The following is a 14109-nucleotide window of genomic DNA, read 5'->3' as shown; positions in this document are numbered from 1 at the left end:
ACCCTTGAACTTGAACTTGACATTTGAACTTGAACTTACAGAATGCGCTGGACCATAAAAGCAAAACCTACACCACAGGATATTGATGCGCTATCAGATGCGTTGAATGTCAATGGTCTTGTTGCGCAATTGCTGTTGCAACGAGGTATCGATACCTATGAAAAGGCAAAGAAATTCTTTCGGCCCCAATTGACCGATTTGCACGACCCGTTCTCGATGAAAGATATGGAGGTCGCTGTGGCGCGAATTGAAAGTGCAATCGCTTCCAATGAAAACATCTTGGTGTATGGTGATTATGATGTGGACGGAACTACTTCGGTTGCCCTGGTTTCCTCGTATCTATTGAAGGATTACCCCAATGTGGCAACCTACATTCCTGATCGTTATACAGAGGGATATGGAGTGTCCTATCAAGGCATCGATTTTGCCGACGACAATAATTTTTCATTGATTATCGCTTTGGATTGTGGTGTTAAGGCTATCGATAAGGTGTCGTATGCCAAAGCGAAAAAGATTGATTTCATCATTTGCGATCACCACCGTCCTGGGGCCCAACTGCCGGACGCCATTGCCGTTTTAGATCCCAAAAGGGAAGACTGTACCTATCCGTATGATGAGCTATGTGGATGTGGAGTCGGTTTCAAGCTCATACAAGCCTTAGCTTCTCGAAAAGGGCGAACTATCGATGACCTGATACCCTATTTAGATTTAGTGGCGACCGCAATCGGGGCCGATATTGTTCCGATGACAGGCGAAAATAGGGTGTTGGCCTATTTCGGACTGCAGGTAATCAATACAGACCCCAGAATCGGGTTCAAGGCTATCATCAACGAAGTCAAAAAGACCGAACTGACCATTACCGATGTGGTCTTTATCATTGCCCCCAGAATCAATGCTGCGGGCCGTATGGAGCACGGGCAACACGCCGTAAACCTACTCACGGAAACGGATATGCAACAGGCCCGAAAGTTTGCCCATGCTATTGAGAAGTACAATAACGACCGTCGCACTCTGGACCAAGAAATTACGAAGGAGGCCTTGGCCCAGATTCAGGATAATAAAGAGGAAGAACGGTTCACCTCAGTGGTCTACAAGGCATCTTGGCACAAAGGGGTTATCGGAATCGTAGCTTCCCGATTAACGGATACCTACTATAGGCCCACCCTGGTCTTTACCAAAAGCGGTGAAAAGTTGGCTGCCTCCGCCCGATCGGTAAAAGGCTTTGATGTCTACAACGCTCTTGAAGGTTGTGCGGACTGTATTGAGCAATTCGGCGGGCATAAATATGCGGCGGGACTCACCTTACTTGAAAACCAATATGAAACGTTTAAGGCACAGTTCGAAAAAGTAGTTTCACAAACTATAGACCCTGCCTTACTGACCCCTGAGATCACAGTTGATACGACCATTGAAATAAAGGACATCAACCCCAAACTCATGCGTATTCTAAAACAGTTCGCTCCTTTTGGCCCCGGTAATATGAGGCCGGTTTTTATGGCAGAAGGTTTGACAGATACAGGGTACGCAAAAGGAGTGGGTCAAGAAGGGGCCCATTTGAAATTTGCGGTTACTCAACACGGTTATGGTCCTATTGGGGGTATTGGCTTTAACCTGGGCGATAAACTTCCCTTGGTTACCAGCAGAAAACCCTTCGATGCCGTTTTTTCTTTGGATGAAAACGAATGGCAAGGAAATATTAGCCTTCAGTTTAAACTAAGGGACCTGCGCTGATGGATCCTTACCTAGCCCTACGATTTCGGGAATTCAATATTTTTCTTGTAGCACGATTTGCAATGGTATTCGCTTGGTCAATGCAATTTATCGTTATCGAGTGGCAGGTATACTCCATGACCAAAGACCCCTTATCTCTTGGTGTTATCGGTCTAATGGAAGTTATTCCTGCAGTTTCCATGGCGTTATTTGCAGGTCACATCGTCGATCAGAAGGAAAAACGGAATTTGCTGTTGAAATGTCTCTTTGGTTTTTCGACGATTAGTTTTGGACTTTTTGCTTTAAGTGAACCTTTCTTGGCCTTGAAAATGGACAACACTACCATTCTATATGGCATCTATTTTTTAGTATTCTTAGGAGGAATTGTACGGGCCTTTTTAGGGCCGACCATTTTTTCTTTGATCGCTTTGATCGTTCCGAAAAGAGCCTATCCGAATGCGGCCACTTGGAGCAGTACTACTTGGCAAATGGCATCCGTCTTAGGACCTACACTAGCTGGTTTTTCCATTAGTTGGGTGGGCGTACATTGGTCGATGTGCGTCATTTTTGCATTTTCACTGGCCGCACTAATCTGTATTCTGAAGATATCCCGCAAGCCCATAATGAATCCGAAAATCGGCGAACCTATCGGCGATAGTCTAAAGGAAGGATTACGATTCGTTTTTAATAGCAAGGCTGTTTTTGGTGCATTGACCTTAGATATGATTGCGGTGCTTTTTGGAGGTGCAATAGCACTTCTACCCATATTCGCACAAGATATTTTACAGGTGGGCGCTGAAGGGTTTGGGGTTTTAAGGGCTGCTCCAGCGGTCGGAGCGGCCATTACGATGATTGGCTCTACACGCTTTCCGGTACATCGGGCTGCAGGTCGAAAACTGTTGTGGGCTGTATTTGGATTTGGGTTGAGTATTATTGTTTTTGGGTTGTCTACTTCCTTTTGGCTATCCGTATTCGCCCTATTCATGAGTGGAGCTTTGGATGGTATTTCCATGGTCATTCGCCAAACGATATTACAGCTAAAGACACCTGACGAGATGCGCGGACGTGTTGCTTCCGTCAATTCAATGTTCGTCGGTTCTTCCAATGAACTGGGGGCCTTTGAAAGTGGGGTGACCGCTAAGCTGATGGGAACCGTGGCCGCCGTGGTTTTCGGAGGAACAATGACGCTGCTTACAGTGGGCTTTACAGCATTTATTTCGCCGAGTTTTAGAAAGCTTGATTTACGCGATGAGGTAGAGGCGCATGAGTCCGCTAGGTCGTAGTGTATTTTTCCAAGGATAGGTTTTCGCCATCGAAAACGGCATAAGTGTAGTACGAGATCCAGTCGCCGAGATTGGTGTATTTTGATGTTCCATCTAGGTCGATCTCTAGAGGAAGATGTCGATGCCCGAAAACAAAATGATCATAATGTTGGTTTTCCAGTTTTCTTTTGGCGTATTGTACTAACCATTCGTTGTCTTCCCCAAGAAATTTAATGTCCTCATCACCTGAAATAATTTTATTCTTGACGGAGAGGTATTGAGCCAATCGCACACCCCAATCCGGGTGTAACCAACGGTACAACCATTTTGAAAGGGGATGGGTGAATACCTTTTTCATTCGCTTATAGCCCTTGTCCTTAGGGCCTAGCCCGTCACCATGGCCGATAAAGAATGAAACACCATTGATGTCATATTGCTGTGGGTTGTGAAAGACCGGGATATTAAGCTCCTCTTCAAAGTAGCCGTTCATCCAGAGATCGTGGTTGCCTACAAAATAATAAATAGGAATGCCATCGTCCGATAGTTCGGCCAACTTGCCCAGTGTTCTGGTGAAACCTTTGGGAACAACGGTTTTGTACTCCATCCAAAAATCAAAAAGGTCTCCCAACAGGAAAATGGCGCCAGCATCTTTTTTGACTTGGTCCAGCCATGCCACAAATCTTCTTTCACGGGGTCGGCTCTCTTCCATGGTCGGCGCTCCTAGATGATTATCACTGGCAAAATAGACTTTTTTGCCGGGTGGAATATTGATGGTTGTCATTTCGTGTAAAGATAGTAAAAAGGGAAATCGCAATTAATTCTCGGATGCAAACCATTCTGCAAAAGAGGTGTCGGTTTCCTGTAATTTTAGGGAATGTAATTTGATGTTCTGTGGTAAACGTGCTTTTATCTTCGCAGCGAAATCAATGACCATATTTTCGCTGGTCGGTTGATAGTCGGCCAGGATGACGTTATGACCTCTGTCCATCAATTCTTTGGCCAATTCAACATGAGGAGTGTTCTTATTGAAAACGGTTGCATGATCGAATTGATCTACGATTTCTTCCTTTACGATTTTTTTGAGATCGCCAAAATCGATGACCATACCCAATTTAACATGGGAGGTGTCCGTAATGGGTTGGCCTATCACAGTAACGGACAATTTATAGCTATGGCCATGTACGTTTCGGCACTTGCCATCATAGCCGTATAATGCGTGGCCGGTTTCGAAATTGAATTGCTTTGTAATTCTGATGTTACCCATTCGTGTTATTTGCCGTACAAAGGTAACTATTTACTGCGCATCTCTTATTACAGGTTGAGTCCAAGCCATTTCATAAAGGATTCTTTCGATTGGATTGGATTGTAATTTGGAGGAGGTGATTCTACAACGTGCAAAAACGATATCTTCGGTCATTTCAAAATCGGCTTGGTTTCCCTTGACCGAAATCAATTCTTCCGTTTCTGATTTTCCATTTCTTAGCCCTATAAAAGTAAGGGTATATTCGACTCCTTTTTCTTGGTCTATTTCAATAAATAGGCGATTATTTTCGCGTGTTATGCTCTTCAATGTAATTCCAGTACTTGAATAAAAGTTTCCTGCTTCTAAAGCTGTTATCAAGGAGGAGGCGGAAAGCGAATCAGCCTGTACCATCACCCAACCTCGTCCGGCATTGCTCCATTCATTACCTGACTTGTGATAGTGATGCGAATCATCGGTCGCCAAGCCGTACATGATCGGTTTTTTGTTTTCCAAATAGGAAATATTGATCAGGTCCCACATCTCTTCGGTCGAAACACGAGTCGAATCGCCCATATTATGCACCATGGGGTGCCCATTGTATACTTCGAAGAAACGTTCTCCATTCAAGGAAATCATATCATTAAGGTGAATTGCGTACCCAAAATTCGGATGGTTTACATGCGGCATTATGGGTATTCCTGTTTCTTGCCTCTGTTTCAGTACTTGGTCAATATTATTTTGTAATGCCTGTGATACGCTAGAACCGCCTTGAGGCTCAATTTTGGTTTGAATATTGGTGGCGTTCATATGCAAAGGCTTGCCCTCGAATTCATCGGTAATTTCTTCCGAGGGTATGACCAAGAACTTGTCTACCTCTTCCGAACGGTTTTTGTATTCGTCATACGTTTTGAGCCTGACCATGGGCCGTCCGGAATCTATTTTATGGATGACCCAATCAGTGCCGTACTTTTCAAGATACCTTTGAAAAGCCTTTTGATAGATGGAATCTTCTGAAATCGTTATCCATTTTTCTTCTTTAGCCACAGTGTTGTGATCTGATAAGGCGATAAATTGATACCCTTCAGATTTGTACCAGTCTACTATCACTTCAGGAAATTCATCCCCGTCACTCCAGTAGGAATGGGTGTGCAGGTTTCCCTTGTACCATTGTTGGGATAATTCATCGTCTTCCGATGCCGGTTTATTTTCCTTGCACCCTAGTATCGATAGTAAAACCAGAAAGAGGATGATTTTTTTTGTTTTGAAGATTTCCATAAATAGCCAAGCATTGTATTGAAAGCTAAAGGTAGGAAATTTTAGAGCTGATCTAGTTGATAACGATAGTAGTATCCCCTGAAGCTATACTTACATGGCAACAATCGATGGCTACTACGATTTCGGCATTCACAAGCCTTTCCTCATTAATAAAACCTCTAAAAACAAGGTTCTTTTGGGTATTTTGATTTCCCATAAGAAATGCATCGCTGTAGATTGGGTACCGTCCAATTTGCCGGGCTGTTTGAAATTCCTCCGAAGAGAGTTCCGGTGTAATGTCTTCCGCGGTTTTCGAATCGACTACCTCAAAACGATCGAGCGGAATCAAGACACCATCTTTATCCTTTACTAATACGGTTAAGGTTACAAACTCGTTCGTGCAAGCGACGACAGTGCAATCAGCTGCAATGGGATTATTAGCATCATTGTGATTACAATCCGTGAGCACCAAAATAAGAAGACCGAGAAAGAGTACTTTTTTCATCCGTAAAAAAGATGTGGATTGCCCCAAGAGTTGCGTCAAAGATTTAAATTTAACGTTTGAATCGACGTCGTGCGCGAATTCGATTTACAAAATAAATAACTACGACAAAAAGCGCTAGGATAGGAAAAACAAGGTCTCCGTTGATGAAGTTTAAGAAGTCCATAAAAAGGTGAGTTAGAAGAATAGAACGAGAAATAGGATTGCTTATTATTTTTTGAATTTAGAAAGCGCATTTTTAGTGAATTCCGACAGCACTAATTTCCCAGTTATAGCGGCTCGGTCCGTGAGTAAGGTATCCCAATGCGATGTTCCTTCCCACAGGACTTTTTTCCATTCCTCCAACGCTTCGGGGTTATAAGAAGCCAATTTCTCAACAAAAAATTCCAAGTCTTTGTCCAATTCCTCAATCTTATCGAACACCTTCGAATACAGTCCTTTTTCCTTTGCCCAATACGCATTTTTCCATTCCGAGGGCGCTAGTGATAATTCTGAAATTGCGCCCGTACCAATTTTTCGCTCCACAGCTGGGGCAATCACTAAAGGCGCAATGCCGATCGTTAATTCGGAAAGACGTATGGATGCTTCGACCGAAGCAAAAACGTAGTCACAAGCAGAAGCCAAACCTACACCTCCGCCAACAGTTTTTCCCTGAACACGACCTATAATGACTTTTTTGCAGGTGCGCATGGCATTGATGACATTGGCGAAACCACTGAAGAACACCTTGCCTTCCTCAAGGTTGGAAACTGCCATCAGTTCATCAAAAGATGCCCCGGCGCAAAAAGCACGATTGCCCTCCGATTTTAATATGATTACCGTGATATTCTTGTTCTCAGATAGTTCGTTGAGCTCGACGGTGAGCCTGTCCAATAATTCCGCTACAAAAGAATTGCTCGCAGGATGTCCGAATTCGACTGTCGCTACCTTACCCTGAATGGCCGTATAAAGGCTTCCGTTTTGTCTATCTGTGCCCATGGTCTAAGATTTGGGTTAAAATTAGTGGTTTTGTAGTAAGGGTCGAAACTTTCTTCTGAACTTAAAAACGAGTGCGCCTCCTCGAATGATCATCCAGATGGTAAAAGCGATCCAGATACCGTAAAACCCCCAACCGAGATACTTCCCTAAGAACAAGGTGGGTACGAAGCCTAAAAAAGTGGCGACCAGCAAGGTATTTCTCAAGTACTTCATTTCTCCCAGCCCCTTGAACAGCCCATCGAAAACAAACGCTAGCGTATTCATGGGCAGCCCCAAGATGACGATGAAAAATATGGCGTAGAATGTCTCTAGAACCAAGGGCTCGTTTGAGAACAAACGTCCGATAGGATAGTAGAATACAAATCCGAGAAGCACCAGAACGAGGCTAATCAGAAGCCCGTATTTGATGATTTTTTTAGCCAGTGACCAGAGACCGGTGTAATTTTTCGCACCCAAAAGACGACCTCCCATAATATTCCCAGCAGCGCCATATCCGTCGATAAAGAAAGCGGAGAATAGCCAAATATTCACTGCAATGGTATGTGCCCCGATATATTTATCACCGAGGGCGGCGGCCTCTCTAACGGCCAGGATCAGGGCCGTATTCAGAGCGATGGCGCGTACAAAAAGATTTAGGCTCATCACGATCAAGCGGCTTAATTCAGGGTGCCAGTCGAGGCTCAACTTGAGATTGATATCGGTTTTTGTAACCAAAAGTACCCCTGCCATTAGGGCCATGACCATCTGTGCGATCAGGCTTGCCCATGCGGCACCGTCAAGGTACATAGGAGCGATAAGCCCCTCGATTCCGTACACTAGAATAAAATCTAGTACGATGTTCAGGAGTGCCCCGACCAAGGCGATCATCATAGGCCAATACGTATTTTGAAGCCCCCGGAAGATGCCCATGACCGCAAAAATGAAAAGCGTCAACGGAAACCCCCAAACGCGAATGGAATAATAGGAAATACAATAGTGTAGAATTTTCCCCGAGGCGTTCATCAGGGTAAAAATCTCTTCGATGACGAATATGGTCGATAGCAAGATGAATACACTTAGCGTGATGTTCAAAAAAATAGCCTGTGCCGGAAGGGTTTTTACCGCACCGAGTTTTTCCGCCCCTAGATATTGTGAGAGGATAGCAGAAATAGCACTACGTGTCTGACCTAAAATCCAGATGAGCATCGAGAGAAACGAACCGACGATACCGGCAGCCGCCAAAGATTCAAGACCGTCCACCGAAATATTACCTACAATCGCGGTATCGGTTATCGATAAAAGGGGTTCTGCGATACCTGCTATGGTCGCCGGAAGGGCAAGTTTGTGGATGGAACGAAAAGTAAGGGAGACTTTTTGTATTTCCATAGATTAAAGGACGAGTTCATAACAATGAAAAGGTTGGTCACTTTGTTTCGGGTAGCCGATGTCTTCTAACTTCTGATATCCACGACGCTCATAGAACCGTTGATTGCCCTTGTTCTGGCTAAACGTATCGAGACGAACGGAAAGACATCCTTTTTCGCGCGCGAGGTTTTCGGCGAAATCCATTAATTGACGAGCATACCCATTTCCTTGAAATTTGGGATCGATGGAAAGCCGATGGATGTAAATGCTCTTTCCGTTTGGGGTAAGCCATCGTACGGGCCTGTATTCCTCATCCATTAATGTGGAGATGACCACTGTACCAATAATTTTTGATGATTTTTCGAGAACAAAAAGCTCGTTTCTTTCAATATCCTTTTCAAAGGCCCTTGCTGAGGGGTATTCTTCGTTCCATTGATAAATGCCCTTGTCGATCATAAATGCCGCACAAGCCCTGGTAATGTTTAGAATATCGGGGATTTCCGGTATCTTTGCACGTCGAATCATTCGTGAAGATCAATTTAATTGTAAATTTAGATTATTAATCAATACCCTTTCCCATGAAAAACATTCTTGTACCTATCGGCACTGGTTCCAATTCAGGAGAAACGCTTCAGTATGCCGTAGATTTTGCTACTGCTTTTTCAGCGCAGGTTTTCGTTATGGATGTCTTTACGGTGTCGGCAAAGACCGGCAGTTTGGCAAATATATCACAAAAGGTCGCCGAGAGTAGCAAAGAGCGTTTGAAGGAAGTCATTGAAAAGGTCGATTCAAAGGACATTTCGATTAAAATAGCGACTTATAATGGCGATATTACCGATGGTCTGAAGGAAATAGATAAAGAATTAGGTATTGATTTGATTATCATCGCCCCAAGGAGCAATGATATCAAAGAGGAGCTCTATTTAGGAAACACGACGGGGAAAATCATAAAGCAGACAGACATTCCGGCACTTATTGTTCCAAAAGGAACTGTTTTTTCACCTTTCAAATCGGCTTTGACAGCATTTAAATCAGGTGTTTTGAAGAAAAAACGTATGTTAGAACCATTACTGTCTATCCAGAAAAAACATGGAACAAAGGTGAGTCTACTTTTAGTGAAAACGCCTGGATACGACAAAGATGATTTAAAGGTAAATCCTTCCCTAATGGATATAAGCGAGCAATTGACAATTTCTGAAAATGCAACTACCTACCAAGGTGTTTTGGAGCATTTCCAGTCACATCAACCCGATTTACTATGCGTTTTTAGAAGGAAAAGAGGGTTTTTCAAAAAGCTATGGGAAAAGAACACGATTTTGAAGTCGGAGTTCTTTGTGAAAATTCCGGTGCTTATGCTGCGTGTGAAAAAGGATTAATCGTGGCACGAATAAGAAGCCTTTACATTTTGATACTTACGGTAAAAGTATTTTCTTTGCGCTTCGCAAGGGGGATTAGCTCAGCTGGCTAGAGCGCTTGCCTGGCAGGCAAGAGGTCACCGGTTCGACTCCGGTATTCTCCACATTCAAAGCCTCAACTAAATCGATAATCGATTGGTTGAGGTTTTTTCGTTTCTGAAATTTGTGCTTTGCTCTAAGAACTGTAATTCCTTGGTTTTTTGAACAGCGACAGATCCCGTTTTAAAATCAATTTGATAATAGCCTTGTTATTTCCAATGTGGCACATAACTATTTAAAATAAAGAAGGTTGATTATACGATTACCTCAATATTTTACGTTATGGAAGCGACCAAATAGATAAGGCCCAAATCCAATCAAACTACGCCCTTTGGAAACACACTTAGTTGACCTACTGCTAAAGGACTCACCGGCCCCTATGGTCATCCTCGATAAGCAGATGAAAATCTTGAACTATTCTGAAGAATGGCTCAAGGTTCATGACATCAAAGAAGAAACACTTATTGGAAAATCAATTGCCCATCTAGAGCAACTGATACCAAAAGCCCTCCAAGAAATCATTCAAGAGTGCCTTCTCGGAAATCAAGATAGAAATTCTGGGGCAAAATTTATTCTTCCCAATGGGAACATCACTTGGTTAAGCTGGAAAATAAATCCCTGGCGAAATGCCGATAACGAGATTATCGGACTCATCATGTTTCTTGAAAATGTGACCGCAAGGAAACGTAAAGAAGAACTGCTGATGAAAGCCAAGTCCGTAGCAAGAATTGGCGGTTGGGAGGTAGATTTAATATCGAACAAGGTGTACTGGACCGATATAACGAAGGAAATACATGAAATGCCGGAAGATTACGTTCCAAGCCTAGAGGAAGGAATCAACTTTTATAAGGCCGGAGAACACCGAGATAAAATCTCACTCTTAGTTAGCGATGCGATTCAAAATGGAACCTCATGGGATACGGAATTGGTCATTGTTACCAGTAGCGGCAAAGAACTCTGGGTTCGGGCAAAGGGCGAGGCTGAAATGGTAGATGGGAAATGCGTGCGTCTTGTAGGAACTTTCCAAGACATCAATGAACAGAAAAAAGCGGATATCCGGTTCAAGGAGGTGTCGCAGCGCTTGTCTATTGCTACAAACGCAGCTGGAATAGGCATTTGGGAATACAATATTCCTGATAATACCCTCATTTGGGACGATAACATGTACAAACTCTACGGGGTAAGGAAAGAAGATTTCGCAGGGGTTTATGAAGCTTGGGAGAGCACCATTCACCCGTCAGATAAAGAGCGATCTCAAAAGGAAGTAGCGCTGGCGATTAAAGGGGAAAAGGACTTCAATACGGAGTTTCGTGTCCTATGGCCAAATGGTAAAGTGCATACGATCAAGGCAGAAGCCGTCGTTCAAAGAGATGCCCAAGGCTCGCCCTTAAAAATGATAGGAATCAATTGGGATATTAGCCCGATAAGGAATGCTGAGGTGCAACTGAAAAAGTTATTGAACGCTACCCGTGAGCAGAATGAAGGCCTTACGAATTTTGCACATATCGTATCCCACAATCTTCGTTCACATGCCACCAATATTGCAATGCTGACAGATTATTTAATCAAATCAGAGGATGACCCGAACCCTGAAGATATGGAGAGAGATGAAATCTTCAAAATGCTCGGAAATGCAGCGGAAAGCCTTAATGAGACCGTGGTACATTTGAACGATGTTGTTCAAATCAGATCGGATATCAGGGAAAAAATCGAAAAAATCGCGATTTACCCGGCTTTACAGGGCGCTCTAAAAAACATCGGAAAGCTTATTGAAGATCAAAAAGCGGTCCATCATATCCGGGTAGATGAAAACCTTAAAATATTGGCGGTTCCCGCCTATCTTGACAGTATTCTGCTCAATCTCTTTACAAACAGTCTCAAGTACGCCCATCCCGAACGTCGATGTGAAATACATGTATCCACATTAACGACCAGAGAGAATGTCATCTTGAAATTTAGGGATAATGGTCTAGGTATCGATTTGAAAAGACATGGAGAAAAGCTTTTTGGCATGTATAAAACCTTTCACAACCATAAAGAGGCCAAAGGAATAGGACTCTTCATTACGAAGAATCAAATTGAGGCTATGGGTGGCAGAATCGAAGTGGATAGTGTGGTGGGGGAGTGGACCGAATTCAATCTGTATTTCAAACATTAATACCATAGAGCGGTTCGTGTCTGACACCGCTGAGTTGTTGTACTTAACCTTATCTATTGGACAATAACACTTCTAAGATCTCTTTGTTTTGGGTTGATTCCCCAAGAATTGCATTACTGACAATACAATGTACCGTGTTGTCATATTACTTGACCCCTGTAAAAAGCGCTTTGCATTCAACCAGAGAATAATTAAATTTCATGTCCTAAACCTATTGGGCATACGATTGCTTTTAGCACTTGAATCAAGCAAACGCATGGATTAGATGAGGGCTTTTATTTGATATGCACTTCTTTGGATTGTAACAAATAGGAAGTATTGATAGTCTGTAGTATAACCAAGAGAAAATAATACCGAAAGGATGAAAATTTTATCATCTCCTTTTCCAAGGCCGAAACATACTTTAAAGAATATACTAAGAGTACTCTTGATGGCTGTTGGGTGTACATTGTTCATATTGATTTTCACCCCTTACAACATTGAAAACAATCAGAATATCCAAAATTATTATGTTTTGCTCGGGAGTCTTGGCTTGGTCTTTTTCTTGTCCATTTATTTCGTTGAATTCGTGACACCGATTCTGGTGCCCCGGGTTTTTGTCAAATGGACCTTACTGAAAGCACTTCTTTGGTATGCCTGGCTGACCTTATTGGTGGGAGCCACCATGTTTTTGTACAAAAGTTATTTAGGAGGGTTCGTTGATTTTACATTAAAGGAGTATTTATTTGTTATCGGAAGAATTATGAGTATTGCCCTCATTGTTTCCTTTTTCGTGTTCGGTATTTCAAAATTCATCAATAGAAAGAATCTGACTTCTTTAACGTATAACGAGACATATACCATTCAGGTTCCTGGTCAAAAGGAAATTTCCCTGAACTCTAAAGAGCTTCTTTACATTGCCAGCGATGACAATTATGTTGACGTTCATCTCGAATCTGATGGTAAAAGAAACACAATGATTCTAAGGTGTAGTTTAAAAAATGTGGAGCGACAGATCGTGAGTCCCTTAAATTCTTTAAAGCGCTGTCATAGAAGTTACATTGTAAATGTAAACCACTTTAGAATAAAGCGGAAGAATAGTCGTCAGACAACAATTCAACTGAAAAAATATGATGATCTGGTACCCGTCTCAAAAAAGTATGCCAACCAGATTGCGAAGCATCTGCAAATTCGCCCCTAAAATGACGTATTACCCACAAAGCTTATAAAAGGCTTGATTTCAATCACTGCTATTTTATTCATTTGTCTCCGATAATCTTAATACAAATATGATGAGACAAACAAAGAAAAAAGGTATTACGCTTTTGGTGCTTCTGTTATCGACAAGCCTGTTCGCCGCTAGTTTTAATAATACTGCTATCAAAAAAATGTATGACGACAAGAAGCCGGAAGAAATCATTAATTCGTACGTCACGGATTTTAGAAATGACGCTCGCGCATCTAATCCAATACAATTCGGTATTGAAATTCCAGATTACGGTAGTTGGGTTGTCAATGTACTTGGAAAAAAGGAGAAGGAGACCTGGCAAGTAGAATTGAGGGCAGGAGTGCCGGATATTCCGACGTTCATTTACCGTATTGAATACGGAACCTTAAAGGCCATGGAAGAAGGCACCTTAAATGCAATGACGGCGCAAGGCAAAGCATTTTCAGGAGATTACGCCCCCATGGAAGTACTTGAAATGGAAGACTTTAACCCTACAGAAGAAATCAACGGGGAAATAAATTCATTTTCATTTCATTTTTGGACAAAGGGATTTCCTGAGGTCATACCCTTTGGAGCGGATTTAACCAGACAGGCCCATGGGGTCAATATGGTCTTGTTTTACTATCAAAAAGGATTCAGGTCAGGTTGGCTTAGCATTCCACCCAAAGGTAAAGTACGGCATGATCCCAGAGAACAGGCCATGCCATTTCCGATGCTCGTAGTATCTATAAAAGGAGATACCGAAGGGGAAATGAATGGCAAGCGGGTTTCACTCTCAGAGGGGAATGCACTATTCATACCACCGGGCACTACCCATAAATGGTGGAACGAGTCTGAAGAAGAAGCGGTGGAAGCAATATTGATTATGTTCGGGAAGGGCGCCTAGGATCTTCAAGAAGAAATCGTAACGAGGTATTGAGGCATGTTTAAGTAAGTCACGGGCTTTTGCTCCTATAGAGACTGATAAAAAGAGTGCTATACCCGCACATAACCCATT

The 14109-nt window shown here is 42.7% G+C and carries 13 protein-coding genes and 1 tRNA gene; 7 read left to right on the top strand and 7 right to left on the bottom strand.

The features are described 5' to 3' along the window. Window positions 1-42: 42 nt before the first annotated feature. Both recJ and ACKWCA_RS04505 read left to right on the top strand, forming a co-directional pair. Window positions 43-1731, top strand: coding sequence for a single-stranded-DNA-specific exonuclease RecJ (gene recJ, locus ACKWCA_RS04510; protein WP_413976943.1), 1689 nt, complete (start codon window positions 43-45; stop codon window positions 1729-1731). After that, on the top strand, window positions 1731-2993 hold the full coding sequence (locus ACKWCA_RS04505; RefSeq protein ID WP_413976942.1) for an MFS transporter: 1263 nt from the start codon (window positions 1731-1733) through the stop codon (window positions 2991-2993). The genes recJ and ACKWCA_RS04505 overlap by 1 nt, the downstream gene beginning before the upstream one ends. Here ACKWCA_RS04505 and ACKWCA_RS04500 read toward each other — a convergent pair. The 7 genes from ACKWCA_RS04500 to ACKWCA_RS04470 form a co-directional block, all read right to left on the bottom strand. Then, window positions 2983-3753, bottom strand: coding sequence for a UDP-2,3-diacylglucosamine diphosphatase (locus tag ACKWCA_RS04500; RefSeq protein WP_413976941.1), 771 nt, complete (start codon window positions 3751-3753; stop codon window positions 2983-2985). The genes ACKWCA_RS04505 and ACKWCA_RS04500 overlap by 11 nt on opposite strands. A 33-nt stretch (window positions 3754-3786) precedes the next feature. Further along, the gene (locus ACKWCA_RS04495; protein ID WP_413976940.1) at window positions 3787-4236 is read right to left on the bottom strand and encodes a 6-pyruvoyl trahydropterin synthase family protein; all 450 of its coding nucleotides are present in this window, start codon (window positions 4234-4236) and stop codon (window positions 3787-3789) included. A gap of 30 nt (window positions 4237-4266) precedes the next feature. Further along, on the bottom strand, window positions 4267-5490 hold the full coding sequence (locus ACKWCA_RS04490) for a PHP domain-containing protein (RefSeq protein ID WP_413976939.1): 1224 nt from the start codon (window positions 5488-5490) through the stop codon (window positions 4267-4269). A gap of 52 nt (window positions 5491-5542) precedes the next feature. Continuing rightward, window positions 5543-5974 (bottom strand): hypothetical protein, encoded by a 432-nt coding sequence (locus tag ACKWCA_RS04485; RefSeq protein ID WP_413976938.1) that lies wholly within the window; start codon window positions 5972-5974, stop codon window positions 5543-5545. 207 nt (window positions 5975-6181) lie between these two features. Continuing rightward, window positions 6182-6949: an enoyl-CoA hydratase/isomerase family protein gene (locus ACKWCA_RS04480; RefSeq protein WP_413976937.1), complete on the bottom strand. Its 768-nt coding sequence runs from the start codon at window positions 6947-6949 to the stop codon at window positions 6182-6184. Between the two features lie 21 nt (window positions 6950-6970). Further along, a complete protein-coding gene (locus ACKWCA_RS04475; protein ID WP_413976936.1) occupies window positions 6971-8314 on the bottom strand; it encodes an MATE family efflux transporter in 1344 nt (447 codons plus the stop codon). A gap of 3 nt (window positions 8315-8317) precedes the next feature. Next, a complete protein-coding gene (locus ACKWCA_RS04470) occupies window positions 8318-8818 on the bottom strand; it encodes a GNAT family N-acetyltransferase (protein WP_413976935.1) in 501 nt (166 codons plus the stop codon). A gap of 53 nt (window positions 8819-8871) precedes the next feature. On the opposite strand from ACKWCA_RS04470, the gene ACKWCA_RS04465 reads away from it, so the two are divergent. The 5 genes from ACKWCA_RS04465 (at window position 8872) to ACKWCA_RS04445 (ending at window position 13998) form a co-directional block, all read left to right on the top strand. Next, window positions 8872-9669, top strand: coding sequence for a universal stress protein (locus ACKWCA_RS04465; protein ID WP_413976934.1), 798 nt, complete (start codon window positions 8872-8874; stop codon window positions 9667-9669). Between the two features lie 69 nt (window positions 9670-9738). Next, a tRNA-Ala gene (locus ACKWCA_RS04460) sits at window positions 9739-9812 on the top strand. A gap of 266 nt (window positions 9813-10078) precedes the next feature. Further along, complete coding sequence (locus tag ACKWCA_RS04455) at window positions 10079-11905, top strand: PAS domain-containing sensor histidine kinase (RefSeq protein WP_413976933.1); 1827 nt, start codon at window positions 10079-10081, stop codon at window positions 11903-11905. A 361-nt stretch (window positions 11906-12266) separates the two neighbouring features. Next, window positions 12267-13085, top strand: a complete 819-nt coding sequence (locus tag ACKWCA_RS04450; RefSeq protein WP_413976932.1) for a LytTR family transcriptional regulator DNA-binding domain-containing protein — start codon at window positions 12267-12269, stop codon at window positions 13083-13085. An 88-nt stretch (window positions 13086-13173) separates the two neighbouring features. Next, on the top strand, window positions 13174-13998 hold the full coding sequence (locus ACKWCA_RS04445) for a cupin domain-containing protein (RefSeq protein ID WP_413976931.1): 825 nt from the start codon (window positions 13174-13176) through the stop codon (window positions 13996-13998). Window positions 13999-14109: the final 111 nt, after the last annotated feature.

It is taken from the genome of Maribacter corallii (assembly GCF_047345415.1).
Taxonomy (GTDB): Bacteria; Bacteroidota; Bacteroidia; order Flavobacteriales; family Flavobacteriaceae; genus Maribacter_C.
The sequence above is the reverse complement of the archived record's forward strand: the minus strand, read 5'-3'. Positions and strand labels throughout refer to the sequence as shown.

Bases quoted from the DNA above. Each gene is read 5' to 3' on its own strand.
- recJ (WP_413976943.1), top strand. From the start codon at position 43: ATGCGCTGGACCATAAAAGCAAAACCTACACCACAGGATATTGATGCG.
- ACKWCA_RS04505 (WP_413976942.1), top strand. From the start codon at position 1,731: ATGGATCCTTACCTAGCCCTACGATTTCGGGAATTCAATATTTTTCTT.
- ACKWCA_RS04500 (WP_413976941.1), bottom strand. From the start codon at position 3,753: ATGACAACCATCAATATTCCACCCGGCAAAAAAGTCTATTTTGCCAGT.
- ACKWCA_RS04495 (WP_413976940.1), bottom strand. From the start codon at position 4,236: ATGGGTAACATCAGAATTACAAAGCAATTCAATTTCGAAACCGGCCAC.
- ACKWCA_RS04490 (WP_413976939.1), bottom strand. From the start codon at position 5,490: ATGGAAATCTTCAAAACAAAAAAAATCATCCTCTTTCTGGTTTTACTA.
- ACKWCA_RS04485 (WP_413976938.1), bottom strand. From the start codon at position 5,974: ATGAAAAAAGTACTCTTTCTCGGTCTTCTTATTTTGGTGCTCACGGAT.
- ACKWCA_RS04480 (WP_413976937.1), bottom strand. From the start codon at position 6,949: ATGGGCACAGATAGACAAAACGGAAGCCTTTATACGGCCATTCAGGGT.
- ACKWCA_RS04475 (WP_413976936.1), bottom strand. From the start codon at position 8,314: ATGGAAATACAAAAAGTCTCCCTTACTTTTCGTTCCATCCACAAACTT.
- ACKWCA_RS04470 (WP_413976935.1), bottom strand. From the start codon at position 8,818: ATGATTCGACGTGCAAAGATACCGGAAATCCCCGATATTCTAAACATT.
- ACKWCA_RS04465 (WP_413976934.1), top strand. From the start codon at position 8,872: ATGAAAAACATTCTTGTACCTATCGGCACTGGTTCCAATTCAGGAGAA.
- ACKWCA_RS04450 (WP_413976932.1), top strand. From the start codon at position 12,267: ATGAAAATTTTATCATCTCCTTTTCCAAGGCCGAAACATACTTTAAAG.
- ACKWCA_RS04445 (WP_413976931.1), top strand. From the start codon at position 13,174: ATGATGAGACAAACAAAGAAAAAAGGTATTACGCTTTTGGTGCTTCTG.